The organism is Streptomyces sp. NPDC005181 (assembly GCF_040608395.1).
GTDB lineage: Bacteria > Actinomycetota > Actinomycetes > Streptomycetales > Streptomycetaceae > Streptomyces.
Genome location: NZ_JBEXID010000006.1, coordinates 24520 through 41867 on the forward strand (window position 1 = coordinate 24520; position 17348 = coordinate 41867).

General features: G+C 72.6%; 15 protein-coding genes. 3 read left to right on the top strand and 12 right to left on the bottom strand.

Going from position 1 to position 17348, the window contains the following annotated elements:
• Positions 1 to 9: 9 nt before the first annotated feature.
• From ABZV38_RS06070 to ABZV38_RS06100, 7 genes are all read right to left on the bottom strand, one after another.
• Positions 10 to 1395, bottom strand: coding sequence for an HEXXH motif-containing putative peptide modification protein (locus tag ABZV38_RS06070; RefSeq protein ID WP_356325018.1), 1386 nt, complete (start codon positions 1393 to 1395; stop codon positions 10 to 12).
• Positions 1392 to 2537: an FxsB family cyclophane-forming radical SAM/SPASM peptide maturase gene (locus tag ABZV38_RS06075; protein ID WP_356325298.1), complete on the bottom strand. Its 1146-nt coding sequence runs from the start codon at positions 2535 to 2537 to the stop codon at positions 1392 to 1394. The genes ABZV38_RS06070 and ABZV38_RS06075 overlap by 4 nt, the downstream gene beginning before the upstream one ends.
• 285 nt (positions 2538 to 2822) lie before the next feature.
• Positions 2823 to 3026: an FxSxx-COOH cyclophane-containing RiPP peptide gene (fxsA, locus tag ABZV38_RS06080; protein ID WP_356325021.1), complete on the bottom strand. Its 204-nt coding sequence runs from the start codon at positions 3024 to 3026 to the stop codon at positions 2823 to 2825.
• 100 nt (positions 3027 to 3126) lie between these two features.
• Positions 3127 to 6618 (bottom strand): SAV_2336 N-terminal domain-related protein, encoded by a 3492-nt coding sequence (locus ABZV38_RS06085; RefSeq protein ID WP_356325023.1) that lies wholly within the window; start codon positions 6616 to 6618, stop codon positions 3127 to 3129.
• A 7-nt stretch (positions 6619 to 6625) separates the two neighbouring features.
• Positions 6626 to 7693 carry a MoxR family ATPase gene (locus tag ABZV38_RS06090; protein ID WP_356325025.1) on the bottom strand — a complete coding sequence of 356 codons (1068 nt, stop codon included), beginning with the start codon at positions 7691 to 7693 and terminating at the stop codon, positions 6626 to 6628.
• Positions 7694 to 7808: 115 nt separating this feature from the next.
• The gene (locus ABZV38_RS06095) at positions 7809 to 9833 is read right to left on the bottom strand and encodes a trypsin-like peptidase domain-containing protein (protein ID WP_356325027.1); all 2025 of its coding nucleotides are present in this window, start codon (positions 9831 to 9833) and stop codon (positions 7809 to 7811) included.
• A 56-nt stretch (positions 9834 to 9889) separates the two neighbouring features.
• Complete coding sequence (locus ABZV38_RS06100; RefSeq protein ID WP_356325029.1) at positions 9890 to 10468, bottom strand: CU044_2847 family protein; 579 nt, start codon at positions 10466 to 10468, stop codon at positions 9890 to 9892.
• Between the two features lie 164 nt (positions 10469 to 10632).
• Between ABZV38_RS06100 and ABZV38_RS06105 the strand changes: the two genes are divergently transcribed.
• Positions 10633 to 10818, top strand: a complete 186-nt coding sequence (locus tag ABZV38_RS06105; RefSeq protein ID WP_007266501.1) for a DUF6104 family protein — start codon at positions 10633 to 10635, stop codon at positions 10816 to 10818.
• A gap of 27 nt (positions 10819 to 10845) precedes the next feature.
• On the opposite strand, the gene ABZV38_RS06110 is transcribed toward ABZV38_RS06105, so the two are convergent.
• The gene (locus ABZV38_RS06110; RefSeq protein WP_356325031.1) at positions 10846 to 11688 is read right to left on the bottom strand and encodes a hypothetical protein; all 843 of its coding nucleotides are present in this window, start codon (positions 11686 to 11688) and stop codon (positions 10846 to 10848) included.
• 154 nt (positions 11689 to 11842) lie between these two features.
• Between ABZV38_RS06110 and ABZV38_RS06115 the strand changes: the two genes are divergently transcribed.
• The gene (locus tag ABZV38_RS06115) at positions 11843 to 12700 is read left to right on the top strand and encodes a DUF4097 family beta strand repeat-containing protein (RefSeq protein WP_356325033.1); all 858 of its coding nucleotides are present in this window, start codon (positions 11843 to 11845) and stop codon (positions 12698 to 12700) included.
• A gap of 1 nt (position 12701) precedes the next feature.
• Positions 12702 to 13718 (top strand): helix-turn-helix transcriptional regulator, encoded by a 1017-nt coding sequence (locus tag ABZV38_RS06120; RefSeq protein ID WP_356325035.1) that lies wholly within the window; start codon positions 12702 to 12704, stop codon positions 13716 to 13718.
• 84 nt (positions 13719 to 13802) lie between these two features.
• On the opposite strand, the gene ABZV38_RS06125 is transcribed toward ABZV38_RS06120, so the two are convergent.
• The 4 genes from ABZV38_RS06125 to ABZV38_RS06140 all read right to left on the bottom strand — a co-directional run bounded on the left by ABZV38_RS06125 (position 13803) and on the right by ABZV38_RS06140 (position 17063).
• Positions 13803 to 14381, bottom strand: a complete 579-nt coding sequence (locus ABZV38_RS06125) for a Clp protease N-terminal domain-containing protein (protein WP_356325037.1) — start codon at positions 14379 to 14381, stop codon at positions 13803 to 13805.
• Complete coding sequence (locus tag ABZV38_RS06130) at positions 14381 to 14590, bottom strand: helix-turn-helix domain-containing protein (protein WP_356325039.1); 210 nt, start codon at positions 14588 to 14590, stop codon at positions 14381 to 14383. Before ABZV38_RS06130 ends, ABZV38_RS06125 begins: the two co-directional genes overlap by 1 nt.
• 68 nt (positions 14591 to 14658) lie before the next feature.
• Complete coding sequence (locus tag ABZV38_RS06135; RefSeq protein WP_356325041.1) at positions 14659 to 15624, bottom strand: zinc-binding dehydrogenase; 966 nt, start codon at positions 15622 to 15624, stop codon at positions 14659 to 14661.
• 215 nt (positions 15625 to 15839) lie between these two features.
• Positions 15840 to 17063 carry an NADP-dependent malic enzyme gene (locus ABZV38_RS06140; RefSeq protein ID WP_356325043.1) on the bottom strand — a complete coding sequence of 408 codons (1224 nt, stop codon included), beginning with the start codon at positions 17061 to 17063 and terminating at the stop codon, positions 15840 to 15842.
• Between the last annotated feature and the right edge of the window lie 285 nt (positions 17064 to 17348).

The following is a 17348-nucleotide window of genomic DNA, read 5'->3' on the forward strand; positions in this document are numbered from 1 at the left end:
GGGCCGCCGTCACACACGACCGGAGTCGTTCCTCTGCTGCCATATCACGCGGGCCGTGCTCACATAGGCGCGCGCGCGGGCCAGATGGCCTGTCGGCGGCGGACAATCCGCCAGACGGTGGTAGAGCGTGATCAGTTCATTGACGACGACCCTTCCCTCCGGGGTGAGCGCGCCGGACCCGGCGAGGACCGGCAGAACCGCACCGCTCTGCTCCCGGCTGCGTGTGTGTTCGGTCCAGGCGAGGTCACGCAACCCGGTGCTCTGCGCGCCGAGTGCACACCGCTGCCAGAAGTCGGCGAGCGCGAGATGGGCGTACGCGCCCTGGAGCAGCCCGTCGAAGGGCCGGGGGTCGGGTCGCCAGGGCGCGAAGTGACGCGGGGCCGTGTCCTCGCGGTGCAGCGGAACCAGCGCGGCGAGCGCGGCCAGTTTGGTGTGCTGAAGTTCGTGCACGAGCGTCGAGGCCAGCAGGACCGGGGAGGCCGGCCTGCTGCTCAGGACGGCGCCGAACGCCTCGCGGCGGGTACCGCTGCAGTGGGCGGCCCCGTCACCGGCACCGCCGGATCCGGGCGGCGGCGTGAGGGGGACCAGAGACCGCAGCAGGGCGGCCGCCTCGGCGAGCCGGTGAGCGCCCCCGATGCGGAGCAGGGGCGTCACGCGCGACCAGGACGCCGCCCAGGCGCCCTGTTCCCCGGTGTCCCGCGGGGCGGCGTCGCCGAGACCGTGGCGGCGCTGCCCGCTGCCGGACGTGCGGTAGGGGTCGAGGTCGTCGAGCGGCACGAGGACACCGCCCGCCACCAGGGCCGGAAGGGCGAGCAGGGGCAGCCAGCGCGGGTCGGCTGGTTCGGCCGCGCGGCCGCCGAACCGGACGACAAGGTCCGTCGCGTCCCTCTGTCGTACCGTCAGCCGCTCTCCGTCGAAGTGGAGGTCGGCCTCGCCCGGGAGCGTGCGCAACGAGCCGAGCGTCGGCAGCGGCAGCGTGGTGGCGACGGCGGTGAGCCGAGCGGTGAAGGGCAGCGCGGACCGGATGGCCGCCGACGCGGCGACGGCTCCCAGGTGCGAGAGATCCGCTCGCAGCACCGGTCCGCCCCGTCCGGAGAGCAGACCGTACAGGCAACCGCGGACCCATGGGCCCACCAGCGGATAGAAGAGCACTGATCGCGCGGCGTCCCGGTCGGCTCGCTCCGCCGCCGCCAGCAGCGTCCAGTGTGCGTGGAGCCGGTCGAGCCGGTCGGCGGGGCAGACGTCCGCGGGCGCCTGTCCGGCGGCGTCGAGCAGCGCCCGCAGGGAGGCGAGCCTGCGGGTGTACTGGTCCCGGGCGAGCAGATCGAGCGCCTCAGGCCCTCCCCCCGTCCGGCCCAGCTCGCGCAGGAACCGGTCGGGGACGGCGGAGGTCATGCGGGGGCTCCCGCGGTCGCACCGGACAGCCCGGCCGCGACATGGCGGATCAGCCGGTCGAGGTCGGCGCAGTAGACGGAGGGGTTGATGAAGCCGTGTCCGGCGCGGTACCGGTGGGCGTAGTGACCGCCGCCGCAGACTGTGAGCAGGGGGCAGGAACGGCATGTGGCGGCGAGTGCACCGGCGCCCGCCTGACGTGCGGCGACCCCCGGGTGGCGCAGGGCCCGGTCGAAGCTGTGCCGGAAGACGTCGAGTCCGGTGGCGGCTGCCGTGTCGTAGGCCGACTTGAGGGAGTCGACCTGTTCGATCGAGCCGTCGGTCTCCACGACCACGGCGTTGAGCGAGTCGAGTCCGAGCGCCTCGGCCGCGGCCGGCAGCCCGAGCAGGAGCGCGAGACATTCCTCGAAGAGCCGTATCCGGGTCTCGCGTCGTCCGGCCGGCCACCAGCGGTCGAAGACGGCGCACAGCCAGTCGCCGTACGGGGTGGGCCGGCCGCCGGTCCGTTGCACTCTCGCTGCCGTGGCGTCCTGCGGCCGGACGCCGGTCAGACCGGGGGGCGGAGCTGACCAGTTCCCGTGCGGCAACAACAGGTCCAGGGTGGGCGGGCGAAGGTCGAGGAGCGAGGCGTACATCTCGACGGGATCGCTCTGCAGGTCGACCACGGTGAGAATGCCTGCGTAGGCCTCGGGGTGGTGGTCGGCAAGGAGGCGTGCGCCCCGCAGGGCGGCGGGCCAGGACGGGCGGCCCGCATGGTCGACGCGCTGGGTGTTGTGGGCGGGCAGACCTCCGTCGAGGCTGATGCCGACCCGGATGCCCGCGCCGGCCAGGGTCGCGATCCCGGCGTCGGTGAGCAGCGTGGCATTGGTCTGCACGGTGGTGTGCAGGACGCAGCCTTCGGGAAGCCCCTCACGGACCCGGTCGGTGAAGGCCGCGAGCCGTTCGGCGCCGACCAGCAGGGGTTCGCCGCCGTGCAGGACGAGGGCCACCTCGGTCAGCCGGTGGGCTGCGGCGTGCTCGGCGATGCGGGACGCGGTGCGCTCCAGGACATCGGCCGGCGCCGCGGCCGGGCGGTCCCGCCAGGTCCGGTCCGGACCCGCGTACAGGTAGCAGTACCGGCAGGCGAGGTTGCAGCGGCCGTGCATCTTGACGATGAACTGCCCGAAGGGCACCGCGTCGTGGCGTTCGGGCCAGGTGTCAGACGGCGCGCGCGTGGTCGTCTGTCGAGACACGCCGGCCCCCTCGCTGTGCGACCCACGGCACGCCCTGCCGGACGGCCCCCGCCGTCGAGGGGAGTCTCTCTGGCCCGGCGGTACCGCAAACACCGCCGCGGCGAGGTTGCCCTGTTCGCTGGGGTGGACGGCCGAAACCGGCCGGGTCGCCCGCCCGGCACGGGTCGGCTTCCCTGCCGGGGCGCCCGGCCCGACCGCTCAAAGGGCGCTCTGGAAACCCCACAGCATCTCCCCCGGCCGTTCGGAACGACCGCGCAGGTCCTCGATCACCGCCCTGAGGACCGGATGGTCCACGGTGCGCAGCGTCTCGAGATCGATCTCCAGCAGGTCGGGGAGGACCCCTGTGCCGCCCTCCGGCGCCTGCATCGGGCTTGCCTCGTCCTTGCGTGCGGACACGCTCATCACCGCTCCCGGTTACCGTCGTACTCGGCTCACTGCCCTGCGCTCGTCCGTGGGCGCAAGGCACCTGGTGTTCCGGCTTCGAGCGCACACCGTTGTGCGCTCATCGCTCAAGTTCGGCAAGGCGGGCTGCGGTTGACTCAGCCGCCGCGCCGCCGCCGTCCGGCATCGTGCGCCACTCCTGGGCGGCCGCCCGGTAGGCCTCGCGTGCCGCTCGGGGCCGGCCTGCTTCTTCATACGTCATACCCCGACAGTGGTTGGCCTGAGCACTCAACTCCACTGCTTGTAGCAACTGTTGCGGATTCTCCTGCTCGGCTGCGGCCGTCCGGGCCGATTCGGCGGCGTCCCGGAACGCCTCGGCCGCCTCGTCCAGACGGGTCGGCCGGTGCAGCACGTGGTACGCGTCGACGTGCGACCGGCCGAGTTCCAGCAGGCAGCGGGCGGCGGTCAGCGGATCGCGTGCTTCCCGGGCCGCGAGCCCGAAGAGATGCTCGGCCTCCCGCAGATCGACCCGGTCCTCGGTGGCCCGGTGCCGCAGCATGAGGGCCCGGCCGAGCATGAGCAGCCGGCCCGCCTGGCTGTTACTGTCCGAAGGGGTCTCCGTGCGGCAGTCGCGCAGGATGCGCACTGCCGTGCCGATGTACGGCCGCCCGTCGGGCAGTTCGGCGCGGCGCAGCATGATCTCGCCCCATTCGGCGAGCAGATCCGCGTGGGCCCGGGAGTCCCGCGGCATACCGCGGGCGGCCCGGCCGAACCACTCTGCCGCGAGGCCGAGTTCGTCCGCGTCACCGGTGTGCTCGTACCGGGCCACGCAGACCCGGCCCGCTCTGAGCTGCAGCAAGGCGCGCGTGCGCTGGTCGCGTACGGTTGCCAGTGCCTGCTCGACCAGGGTCTCTGCCTCGTCGGGCTCGGCGCCCGAGGCCAGCAGGGCATCCACCAGGTCCAGCAGGATCCGTGTCTGCGTGCCCGTGGTCTGCGCGCCCCCCTCCCCGGCGAGCACCTTGCGCAGCGAGCGGGCCCCCTGTCCCGCATAGAGCCGGGACTGCTCGGGGTCGGCGGTCGCCCGGGCCAGGTGCAGCAGCGTGCGGCCGTGCGCCAGCGGCAGGCTCATCGGGCGGTTCTCCTGGTCGGGCCAGACATCGGCGAACGCCTCCAGCATGCCGACCGCCCCCTGCAGCAGGGAGCTGTCGCCGCTGAGCCGCCATTGCGCCTCCATCGCCCGCACCCGCTCCAGAGTGAGCCGCAGCGCTTCGGCGGGGTCGAGTCCGGGCGCCGCACAGGCGACCGTGTACTCGGCGTCGGCGCGGCGCAGGAGGCTCAGCGCCCCGCGCCGGTCGCCGCGCCGCCGCCGGTCGTCGGCCGCGGCGTGCAGCACCTTGGCCAGTACAGCCCGTTCGCGTACCGCCCCGGGCTGCTCGGCGGCGAGTTCCGCGGCATGCTCGGCCTCGCGCAGCAGGTCGCCGCCGCCCTGAAACTCCCACAGCCGCAGCACACAGCGGGCGTACTCGGCCCACAGCTCGGGGTCGGCGCCCGGGTACGGCTCGCGTTCAGCGGCGCCCCGCAGCAGCTGCACCGCGTCGATCAGGTACTGCACCATGCTGTCCGACTCGAACTGCCGCAGGAGCGCGCGGGCGCTCTGCACCGCCGCGTTCGTCGTGCGGTCGGTGGCATCGGTGCCTGCGTGCTCGCCGTAGAGCGCGAACTGCTCGGGCAGTGGCATGAATCGCTCCAGTACGCGGGCCGCTACCTCGGCGAAGGGGTGCGGGACGCGCGACCCGCTTCCACCGCTCTCCCCGTTTTCGTCCCCCTCTTCGTTCTCGCCGTTCTCCCCGTTACCGCCGAATGCCCCGAAGCTGCTGTCGTGCGTGCGCGGCCCGATGTCCGTGACGTACGAGGAGGCGCCCCGGCTCTCCCCGAGCTGTGCGAAGGCCAGTGCGGGGAAGTTCGGCCCGCCCTTGCCGAACCGCTGCTCCACATACTCCGAGCAGTGTTTGAGCACGAGCAACGCCTCGTCCCGGCCCAGCGGGCCGAGCAGCGCCTCCTGGACGCCGGGCGCGAACCCGTACCACTGCCCACTGCCCGGACCGTCGGCCCTGCTGCGCGACAGCAGTCCGCTGAGCAGCACTTCGGCAAGCTCGGAGGGGCCCGAGTCGGGCAGCATCGTCCGCTGGACCAGCTGCATCACCGGCAGATAGAGCGGGGCCGCGGCGAGATAGACCGCCAGTTGTCCGGCAACCGGGGAGGCCGCCGAGCGGAAGCGGCTGACCAGCTGGAGCGAGGACAACCGGTCGCCGGGGCGCAGCGTGGGGGCCGCAGGCTGGTCGGCCCTGACCCAGCCGACCGCTCCGGAGATCCGGCCCGCGCCGGTGCCGGAGAGCAGCCTCGCCCAGGCGGCCAACGCGCCCGCCACCGGTGGGAGCACAGGGACGGCAAGGGCGCCGGGACGGGTGGTGGGCACACCGCCGGACTCCTCGGTGATCTTGAGGGTCGCGGCGCCGGAGAGCCCTTCGCCGCGGGAGAGCGCGCCGTAGGTGACCGGCAGCCGGGTGCGGTTCCACATGCGCTGCGGCAGCGGCTGCAGTACGGCGGTCGGGGCCTGCCGGGCCAGCTGGTGCAGCAGTCGGTGGGCGCGTCCGCTGTGCCAGAGCGGTCCGGCGCAGTCGCTGACGAGGACGGTGACGCGGCGGCCGGTCGGATCGCTGAGCCGGTCCGCCGAGTTCAACGGTGCGGCGGCCGGGTCGGCACTGCGACTGACCGCACAGGAGCCATCGGGCCCGCGGTGCAGATAGCGCACCTGTACATCCCGGAAAGCCCCCAACTGTCCGAAGATCTGCTGGAGTTCAACGAACATCCGGTCCCAGACACGCATCGACGACGAGGCGTCCATGACGAACTGCAGGAGCGCGTCGGCCCGGGAGACTCCTCGGAACACCGGAATGATCAACCCGCCCGCGCGTGCGCTCAATTCGGCGGTGGCCGTCTCGTCCAGGATGCGGCGCGCGGGTGGCACGGCAGGGCGGTAGCGCTGCAACGGGCGTAAAGCGCGCTGGAGTTCGAGAGGTGCAGGGAGCGCGGGGGCGGCGGGCACGCCGAGAGTGAGGGGGGCGGCGCTGCGGCGTCGGCGGCCGCGCGGACCGTCCTCCTCGCCGGTGCGCCCTTCGCCCTCCACCGCGGCCTGCGGCAGCGGTACTGGGTACAGGGCGACGCGGCGGCCGGCGTCACCGGGGTCCTCCTGTTCCGTGCGGCCGTCGTCCGGTGCGGTGTCCGCGGTGGCGCTGCTGCCGGTCGCGGGCCGGGCAGTCGGCGTGGCCGGCCCTTCGCCGGGCAGCCGGTCGCGCGAGGAACCGCCGGTGGCGCTGTCCTGCCCCTCCTCCCCCTCGGGTCCGTCGGCCCGGCGGGTCCACCGGGCGAGCCAGAGGGCGTCGCAGAGCTGTTCGGCGTCCGGGTCGAGCCCGGCCTCGCGCAGCCGGGCGACGAGCGCGGGCAGCAGACCTCCGTCGTACGGCTCCGGCGCACCCTCTTCCGGTACCGGGCCGGTTCCTGAGCCCGGGAGTGGGCCGCTGTCCGGCCCGTGCCGTGCCGCGGCGTCCGGCATCAGCGCATCACCTCGGCCGGTCGAGTCGCTGGATGAGCAGGTCGGCGAGCCGGTCCCGACCGGCCGGGGCGGCGGCGTCGGTCAGGTAGATCGCGTTCAACAACTGGTCGGTGGCGAGGAGTTCGCTGCGCGACCGCTCCAGGAAATGGGCAATGAGGTCGTCCCCGGAGCGCGCCGCTTCGTCCCCCAGGTGGGCCCGCACGAAGGTGGCGAGCCGCTGATGGTCGGGACGGCCCAGCTCCAGGTGGATGCACCGGCGCATCAGCGGGGCCGGGAAGTCGCGCTCGCCGTTGCTGGTGAGCACGACGAACGGGAAGGCCGCGCACTGCACCCGGCCGCCCTTGACCGTCACCTTCGTGCCGTCGTCGGTCAGCACCTCGGCCTCGCCGTCGGGAAGCCGGTCGGCGATCCGTTCCAGCTCGGGGATGCCGAACTCGCCTTCTTCCAGCACATTGAGAAGGTCGTTCGGCAGGTCGATGTCGCTTTTGTCGAGCTCGTCGATGAGGAGCACCCGGGGCCGGTCCGAGGGCAGCAGCGCGGTACCGAGCGGGCCGAGCCGGATGTAGCTGCCGACGTTGTCCGCCGCGTCGGCCCCGGCCGTTCCGGCGGCGGCGCGGTGCGCGGCGATCTGCACGTCCTGCAGCCTGGCGATCGCGTCGTAGTGGTAGAGGCCGTCGAGAAGGGTGGAGCGGCTGACGATGGGCCAGCGCAGGACCCTGCCGAGCCTCAGCTCATGGGCGACGGAATGGGCCAGCGTGCTCTTTCCGGCGCCGGGGCTTCCGGTGACCAGCAGCGGACGGCGCAGATAGAGCGCAGCGTTGATCATTTCGAGCTCTTCGGCGCCGGGCCGGTGGAGTTCGGCGATGTGCCGGTGGCCGCCGAGGCGCCGGGTGGCGGAGCCGTCCGTGTGCGGGCCCCCGCCGTCGCCGTCCGCGCCGTCGCCGCTGTCCTCGTCGGGGTCCGGTCCGCCGCGGCCTGCGAAGTCACGCCAGGGCGGCGGAGGCGGCAGCTGTTCGATGCCCTCGTGCGGTTCGCCGGCCCCTCGGTAGATGAGCCACTCGCTGGGTTCACTCATAGCGTGTTCCTCGTCGTCACTCGTCCGCCAGGGCCTGTCTGAGGGGCAGCCGTCGAACGTGCCTCACGGTAGCGATCCGGGCACTTCCCCGTAAGGGGCGCATCGGTGCGGCCGTTCACGGCGCCTCCAGGAGTTGGCCCGAGCCGGGCAGCGAATGGTGCGGATCGTCATAGAACAGGGCAATACCGTCCGACCAGTACGTCTCGGTACGCCCCGCGCGCACACCCTGTCTCAGTTCGTGGATCTTCTGCGGCAGCCGGTCGCAGGTGCGGACCTCCGCGACGGTGTCGGCGGCGCGCCGGTGGAACTCCGTGCAGACCGCGTCGGTCTCCCCCGTCCGCCGCCGCCACAGGGCCACGCCGAAGCCGCCTTCGAGCACCCGCACCAGTCCGGCCGTGGTCTCGGGGTCCGGCCGGTCGCCGTACCGGCAGAGCACCGGCACAGTCTCGTGCGCCAGGGTGTGCAGTGCCGTCACCTCCGGTACGCGTACCCCCATGCCGTCCTCGCAGTCGATCACCTCGGCCTGCATCACGGCGCTCCTGATGCTGTTCCAGCGGATCCTGCGCAGCCGGTCGAGCTCGTCGGTCGGTGGTCCCTGGTCCGAGCGGCAGACGACCACCGGGCGTACGACCCCGAGCGGCAGCCCGTCGGGGGTCACCTGCCAGCGGTCGACGTCCAGGCCGAGCAGCGCGGGTACGACCGCGACCTGGAGCACGGCGGGGCTGTCCGGCTCGTCGCACCGCCGGAACGCCTCGGCGAGCGGGGCGGCGAGCCGGTCGGGCAGGGCGCCGAGCGCCGTGCCCTGGCTGTCCTCGGCGACGGGCAGCACCTCCCCGCCGGGGCGGACGACACCGATCCGCCAGTCGTACAGGTCCCGTTCCCAGCCGCGCGGCTCCAGCTCCAGCAGGACGAAGGCGCGTTCGCCGTACCGGGCCGGCCCGCCCGTCGGGGCGGTGGCCCGCTGGTGCTCCTGGTCCCGGCGCTGCCGGACGGCGCGCCAGTACAGTACGAGTTCCTGCCGGAAGTCCCGGGAGAGGTCCTCGTCGGCGATCCTTTTCACCCATTCCCAGAGCGACTTCGTGGCGGCCCGGGTGGAGGGGACGTCGAAGGGGCGCTCGGCGGCGAGGACGCCCATGCAGTAGCGCAGGATCAGTTCGAGCGCGGCGTCACGGTCGCGGACGCGGGCGTCGTACAGCGCGCCCAGCCCGTCGCGCCAGCCGCGCGGCGCCGGACGGAGGTCGCGCGCATGGACGTTGGGCAGGCCGTCGAGCAGCGCCAGCAGATTGCGGGTGCTGACCGGGGGCGGGAACTCGGCGAGCCTGCCCAGCAGGTCGATCCGCCGCTTGGGGCTGAGCACCCGGCCGGGCGGACCGGGGAGGTCGCTCTGCACATCGGCCCAGGTCCGCTCGGTGGAGGCGGGGCTGTTGTGCCGGTCGGCGTGGTAGCGGTCGTGGGCGTGGAAGACAGCCTGGTACGTGTCGTCCGATTCGGTCTCCACGGGACCGGCGGGCACCGTCAGGGAGCGCAGCCGCTCGATCCCGACGGCGGTGCCGCCCTGGTGGTCGTCGAGCCGCGACTTGATCACGCCGACGACCTCGCCCCGGGCCACGTCCACGACGGGGCCGCCGGACATCCCGAGCTCCAGCCAGTCCCCGTCGAGCCGGATCTGCTGGTCGGCGTCGGCCCAGCCGCCGTATGTGCCCTTCACCTCGCAGTCACCGCTGAGCGTGGTCAGCCCGCCGCCCGGCGAGGGCGCCCAGCCCACGCAGCGGACCTTGCGGCCGCGGAGCATGGCTTCCGAGCGCTCGGTGACGTACACACAGGTGTGTTCGACGGGCCGCCGGAGCTGGATGAGCGCGAGGTCGGGCGCGGGCCAGCCGATGGCCCCGGCCGGCCGGATCTCGGGCAGCGCGGCGAGCACCATGCCGGGGACCTCGGTCAGTTCGGTGCTGTACGGATCGGCCCTGAACAACACGTTCACCTCGCGCCCCTCCCCCCGCATGGCCACATGCGCGCACGTGAGCACCCAGCTCGGGGCGATGAAGAAGCCGCTTCCCAGGAAGCCCTGGCCGGGTCCGTCAGTGGCATACCCGGCACCCGGGCGATGGATGCGTACGGTGGCGTCCCGCACGAGGTCCATGAGCGCAGCCTCCGCCTGGCCCGGACCCCCCTCTGCGCCCCCGCCGGTCTCCTGCGTCATGACCCGCCGCCGTCAGCGGTCGCGGCCCCGCCGGGATGCGCCGGTGCGCGGGTGGGTGCCCCGGCGGACGGCGACGGGGGCGCGGGCTCCGGTTGTACGGGGTGAGCCGGTGGAGCCGAAGGCGCCGGGGGTGCCGGGGGTGCCGGGGGTGCGGACGGGATCGGGGGCGTGGCCGGTGCGGCGGCCTGCGCGGGCACCTGAGGCGTGACGGGCGGTCCGCCGCCATTCCAGGTGAGCGTGACCTTGATGGCGCCTTTGGCCTCCCCGTCCGCAAGGAGCCCGACGACCTTGCCCGCCTTGGCGGTGAGCTCGATACCGAATTCGACGCTGACCTCGTCCGGCCGCACGGCCCGCAGCGGCTCGGCGAGCGACCGCGCGACGCCGATCACCACCCCCTGCAGGCTCTCCACCCGGGCCTGCACCTGGTCGGCGAAGTCCGGGAAGCCGGTGTCCGTATAGGACAGTCCGTTCCCGGCAGGCCGCCGCTCAAGTTCCTCGGCCCCGGAGATGCGCGCCCAGACCGGCGTACCGTCCGGCAGCTCAATGCGCGTAATACGGGCCCCGCTGTCGCTCATGACACCCCCCGTTCCCCGAACTCCCCGCAGGCTAACGGCAGTACGTGCCCGACGCGAGGCACATCGGTCATGACACCGGGACGGGACAGGACGGTTCCGGGGGGCGTCCGCACAGTCCCGCCCGGCCCGCTCGGGGGCGCTCACCAGGCATTAAACTTGCCTCCATGTACTTCACCGACCGTGGCATCGAGGAGCTGGAGAAGCGACGTGGCGAGGAGGAGGTCACCTTCGAGTGGCTCGCCGAGCAGCTGCGTACCTTCGTCGATCTCAACCCCGACTTCGAGGTGCCCGTCGAGCGCCTCGCCACCTGGCTGGCCCGGCTGGACGACGAGGACGAGGACGACGAGTAGGGCGACGAGTAGGGCGACGCCCGGACTCTAGGATCCGGCGTCCCGGATCCGGTTGTACGCAAGACCGGCCGCACCGTGCACGAGCAGCAGCGTCCCCGCGCAGGCCCACCCTCCGCTGCGGCGCCCGATCCCCCAGGCGACGAGTGGGAGACCCGCGGCGAGCTGGGCGACGGCGAGCGCACGGGCCCTGGTACCGCGCACCCACGGGCCGAGGCCGCTGCTCTCGACCGCGTCGAGTTCCAGCTCCACCGCATCGCGCCAGCCCGCCCACGCGATCCGTTGCGTTTCGGGCCGGCTGTCGGCCGCGGTGTGCAGCCGGTCGGCAGGTTCGCCGGGTTCGAGGCCCGGCGGGAGCGTCACTCCGATGCGGGCGAGGACGGCGAGCAGCCCGCGCAGCCGGGTGCGGGCGTCCGCTTCGGGGTCGGGGCGGGTCAGCGCTTCGAGTCCCTGAATGTCCAGCACGGGATCGAGGCCGAGCCGCGCGGCGAACGTGCGCATCGCCTCGTCCTCCCCGGCCGGGGTGCCGTCCACCAGCCAGACGTAGCCGACGGGCCGCCGGAAGCCGGACGCGAGTGTGTAGCCGACCCGGTCACCGTCCCACCACAGCGCGAGGACCGGCCAGGTGGAACCGACCGCGAGTGCGGTGGCCCAGCCCCCCAGCACACTGTCGACCGGCTGGTCCCCCTCCGTGTCGGCTCCGCTCCCAGTTTCCTGTCTGTCCTGCCAGGGCGTGCCCTCCGGGACGAGGACGCTCCACTCGTCCCCGGCGGGTGCGAGCAGCATCCGCTCGCGCAGCATGTGGGCTACCGGCCGCACGGACCGGGGCTCGGCCCGGCACAGCAGCAGCGCGCCCACGGACGTCGCGTTCATGTCCCACACGGTAGGGCCATTTGCCCACATTTGGAGCGTTTTGATCTATCCAGGCCATCCCATCCTCTCTTGACTTCTCCAATTCGCGATATATCGTGTTCTGCAAGAGACGCGATATGTTGCGTCGCGGTGCGTTCCCCGGGAGGTCAGATCCATGCCTGTGTCGACGTGGGCCATCACCGAGCCTCAGAAGCTGACCTTCGACGAGCCGGTGACGTCGCTCAATGTGCGCATCGTCAACGGCACGGTCAATGTCGTGGGCACCGAGGAGCCGACCGCCCGGCTGGAGATCTCCGGAGTCGAGGGCCCACCCCTGATCGTGACGCAGCAGGGCGGCGCCCTCTCCGTCGCCTACGAGGACCTGCCCTGGCACGGCTTCCTGAAGTGGTTCGACCGCAAGGAATGGCACCGCAGCGCGGTCGTCTCGCTCGCGGTGCCCGCCGGGTCGACGGTGGAGGTCGGCGTGGTCGGCGCCCAGGCGTTCGTCTCCGGCATCCGAGGGCGTACGGACGTGCGCGGCGTCAGCGGCGACACCACACTCGCCGGCCTCGCCGGCACGGTCCGCGCGGACACGGTCTCCGGCAATGTGGAGGCCCAGGCCGTCACCGGCGACCTCCGCTTTAAGTCGGTCTCCGGCGATCTGACGGTCATCGAAGGCGCCGGGGCCTCCGTACGGGCCGATTCGGTCAGCGGCGACATGGTGCTGGACCTGGACCCGACCGGGAAGCCCACGGACATCCGGCTGACCACGGTCTCCGGCGAGGTGGCGATCCGGCTGCCGCACCCGGCGGACGCGAGGGTCGAGGCGAGCACGGCGAGCGGCGCCGTCTCCAACGGCTTCGAGGATCTGCTGGTCAGTGGTCAGTGGGGGGCGAAGAAAATCACCGGCACGCTGGGCGCCGGCACGGGAACGCTGAAGGCCACGACCGTCTCGGGATCGATCGCCGTACTCCGCCGCCCACCGGCCGAGGAAGATCCGCACGACGCCGAACCGACCGGAAAGGTGCTCTGACATGCCTCCCGTATTCGCCCATGGGCGCCTGCGCCTCTATCTGCTGAAGCTCCTGGACGAGGCCCCCCGTCACGGCTACGAGGTGATCCGGCTCCTGGAGGAACGCTTCCAGGGCCTGTACGCACCATCGGCGGGCACGGTCTATCCGCGGCTGGCCAAGCTGGAGGCCGAGGGCCTGGTCACGCATGCCACCGAGGGCGGCCGCAAGGTCTACTCGATCACCGACGCGGGCCGCGCCGAACTGGCGGGCCGCACCGGCGAACTGGCCGATCTGGAGCTGGAGATCCGCGAATCGGTCTCCGAACTGGCCGCCGAGATGCGGGACGACGTGCGCGGCGCGGCGGGCAAGCTGCGCAGCGAGATGCGGGCGGCGGCCGGCGAGACCCGGCACACCGCCGCCGCCGGGGCCGGCGCGAAGGGCGACCGGGGATCCCCGTTCGGCGACTTCGGCGACTTCGGCGACAACGAGGCCTGGCGCACCGCCAAGGAGGAGCTGCGCAAGGCCAAGCAGGAGTGGAAGGAGCAGGCCCGCCGGGCAAAGGACGAGTCGCGCCGCGCCCGCGAGGAGGCGCAGCAGGCCCGCCGCCAGGCCAAGGAGGCCCAGGACAAGGCGCGCGAGCAGATGCAGAACGCGGCCCGGCAGGTCCAGGAGCACTTCGCCCGTGGCGACTGGCCCACCGGCGTACGGGAAGGCCTGGCCGAGATCACCGGCCGCCTCGGCGGCTTCGCCGCAACGGGCAGCTGGCCCCCGTACATCAAGCCGGATCCGGCCGACGCGGACCCCGAATGGAGCAAGGACACGGCCGGCACGGGCGACCCGGCCCGTGATCTGGACCGTCTGCTGGACCGCTTCCGCGACGACATCCGCGATGCGGCCCGGGACCGGGGCGTCACGGAGACCCAGCTGACGGAGGCCCGCCGCCACCTGTCGACGGCGGCGGCCCACATCGGCGCACTGCTGCGGAAGAACACCGACACCAAGGGCCCCGGCAGCAAGGGCCCCGACGCCTCCCAGTGAGCGGGACGAGGTGGCATGCCGGACGGGGCATGCCACCTCGTGGTCACCCGCACCGCCGGAGGAAAACCCAGCCCCTCCCGCCCCTCAGCCTGCCTTGGCCTGCCCCTCCGCTCCCCCGTCCCCGTAGAGCGCACGCGTCACCGTCCCCTGCGTCGCCCCGTGTTCCGCCAGCACATCGGCGACCACACCGGGGATGACGGTGAACGCCAGCAGAATGTGTTCCTCGCCGATGAACCGGTCGCCGCGCCCGAGCGCGATCCGCAGGGACTTCTCCAGGACGGTCTTCGCGCCACGGTTGAAGGGCGGTCGCCCGGACCGCCCGCGGCGGTCCTTCCGGTCGCCCGCCAGCGCACCTTCACCGTGGGCGCCCTCGACCCGGGCGACGATCTCCGTCACATCGATGCCGATACCGGCGAGTGCGTCCGTATCGGCCTTGGTCAGGCCGCCGCGGCGGGCCGCGTCGGCGAGCGCCGCCTCCACCGAGGCGCGACGGTCGGTGAGGCCGAGCGCGGTGACGGCGAAGGAGGCCCGGCCGCTGCCCGGCCGATCCAGGAGGGCGAGCAGCATGTGCTCCTCGGTGACGGAGCGGGAGCCCGCCCTTCGGGCCTGGTCCACGGCTCCGGTCACGGTGGCGCGGGCACCGGCAGTGAATCGCTCGAACATCAATTCCTCCCGTACTTCTTGTGCACGGCCTGTCGGCTGACGCCCAGTTCGGCGGCGATCTCCTGCCAGGACCAGCCCTGGACGCGGGCGCTTCCGACTTGGACGGCTTCGAGCTGCTCCAGCAGCCGCCGCAGCGCGACGACGGCCCGTAGCCCGACGCGCGGGTCACGATCGCCGGCGCGTGCGGCGAGATCCGTTGCTTCGGTCATGATGTCAACTTACGTTGACATCACACCCGCGTCAACCACGATTGACACGCTCCGGGCCGTGCTCCGCTTCAGGAGGCAGTGAGTACGATCTTCCCGAACTGGTCGCCCGCGGCGAGTCGTTCGAACCCCTCACGGACCCGGTCCAGCGGCAGCACCTCGTCGATGACGGGCCGCACACCGGTCGTCGCACAGAACGCCAGCAGGTCCTCCAGCTCGTCCTTGGACCCCATCGTCGAACCGACGACCTTCAGTTCCAGGAAGAAGATCCGGGTCAGCTCGGCGTGCGAGGGCTGGTCACCGCTGGTCGCACCGGAGATGACCAGGGTGCCGCCGGGGCGCAGCGACTTCACCGAGTGCGACCAGGTCGCGGCGCCCACGGTCTCGATGACGGCGTCGACGCGCTGCGGCAGCCGCGCGCCCGGCTCGTACGCCTCGATCGCACCGAGCTCAACGGCCCGCTTGCGCCTGGCCTCGTCGCGACTGGTTGCGTAGACGCGCAGGCCCGCGGCGCGGCCGAGGACGATCGCGGCGGTCGCGACACCGCCGCCCGCACCCTGCACAAGGACCGAATCCCCGGGCCGTACCCCGGCATTGGTGAAGAGCATCCGGTACGCGGTGAGCCAGGCGGTCGGCAGGCAGGCGGCCTGCTCGAAGGTGAGCTCCTTCGGCTTGGGCAGCACGTTCCAGCTGGGAACGGTGACCTGCTCGGCGAAGGTGCCCTGGTAGCGCTCGGTGAGGATGGAGCGGGGCTCCTTCGGGCCGACGCCGTGCCCGGTCTGGCCGATGACGGAGTGCAGGACGACCTCGTTGCCGTCCTCGTCGATGCCGGCGGCGTCGCAGCCGAGGATCATCGGCAGCTTGTCCTCGGCGAGGCCGACACCACGGAGCGACCAGAGGTCGTGATGGTTGAGGGAGGCGGCGCGGACGTTGACGGTGGTCCAGCCGGGACGCGCCTCGGGGGCGGGGCGCTCGCCCAGCTCAAGGCCGTTGAGGGGCTGGTCGCGGTCGATGCGGGATGCGTAGGCGGCGAACATGGCCCTGACGATAGGCCGGGGGGGCGCGCTGACGTAACCGATCACGGGTGTGACACGTACCGCGCGTGCGGGTCGCCTGCGGCGGACCTTCGCAGGCGGAGATCCGGGCCTCGCCGGCGTCCGGGGCGCGGGGTCCGGGCACGGCGCCCCGGACGCAAAAAAGGGGCGGGGTCGGGGAACGGGCCCCACAAGCGCCCCCGCCCCGCCCCCGAGCCTCAGCGTCGAGCCACGCCCTCCGCCCGCGCCGCCGCGGCAACCGCCGCCGTCACGGCCGGAGCGACCCGCTCGTCGAACGGCGACGGAATCACGTAGTCCGCGGCCAGCTCGTCACCCACGACATCCGCCAGCGCGTGCGCCGCGGCGATCTTCATGCCCTCCGTGATCCGGGACGCCCGCACCTGCAGCGCCCCCGCGAAGATGCCCGGGAACGCCAGCACGTTGTTGATCTGGTTCGGGTAGTCGGAGCGCCCCGTCGCCACCACGGCCGCGTACTTGTGCGCGATGTCGGGGTGGACCTCCGGGTCCGGGTTGGCCATGGCGAAGACGAACGCACCGGGCGCCATCGACGCGACCGCCGACTCCGGCACCGTACCGCCGGACACACCGATGAAGACGTCCGCGCCGACCAGTGCGGTCTCCAGCGGTCCGGAGATGCCTGCCCTGTTGGTGAGCTCCGCGAGCTCGCGCTTGACGTCCGTCAGGTCCTCACGGTCCCGGCTCACGATGCCCTTGCGGTCGGCCACGGCGACATCCCCGAGCCCCGCCTCCAGCAGGAACTTCGCGATGGCCACCCCGGCCGCACCGGCGCCGGAGATGACACCGCGCAGGTCGCCGAGGGTCCGTCCGGACAGCTTCGCGGCGTTGCGCAGGGCCGCCAGCGTCACGATGGCGGTGCCGTGCTGGTCGTCGTGGAAGACCGGGATGTCGAGCCGCTCCTTGAGCTTGCGCTCGATCTCGAAGCAGCGGGGCGCCGAGATGTCCTCCAGATTCACCCCTCCGAAGGACGGTGCGAGGCGGACGACCGTCTCGACGATCTCGTCCGCGTCGGTGGTCGCGAGCGCGATCGGCACGGCGTCGACGCCGCCGAACTGCTTGAAGAGGATCGCCTTGCCCTCCATCACCGGGAGGGACGCCTCGGGGCCGATGTCACCCAGCCCGAGCACCGCGGTGCCGTCCGTCACGACGGCGACGACCTGCGACTTCCAGGTGTAGTCGTGGACCAGTTCGGGGTTCTCGGCGATGGCGCTGCACACCCTGGCGACGCCGGGCGTGTACGCGAGGGACAGGTCGTCCTTGTCCCGGATGGGGACGGTGGCCTGCACGGCCATCTTCCCGCCGCGGTGAAGCGCAAAGGCCGCATCGAACGGCTCATCGGTGGCGCTGCCGGTGCTGTTGTCGGTGTTGCTGTCGCTGCGAGGATTGACGATCTCCGCTGCCATGGTGTTGACCCCTTAAGTCTTCAACGTTTGAGGGTGGCCACTCCTGATTGAGGAGGGGTGGGCGGGCACCGTGTACGTCCCTGCGCCGGGCGGTTGGCCCGCCCCGGCAGGGGGAGGTACGTACGCGCGGGCGCGCCGCACACGCGCCCTGGGCCCCGGATGAGGGGTGTAAACGTCTTTCTTACCGGACGGACCGCGTCATGGACGAGTCCACACCGACGCGGTGACGTGCCTCATAGTCGAAAATCTGGACAAGTCCGCTGATGCGCGAAATATGGGCCACCA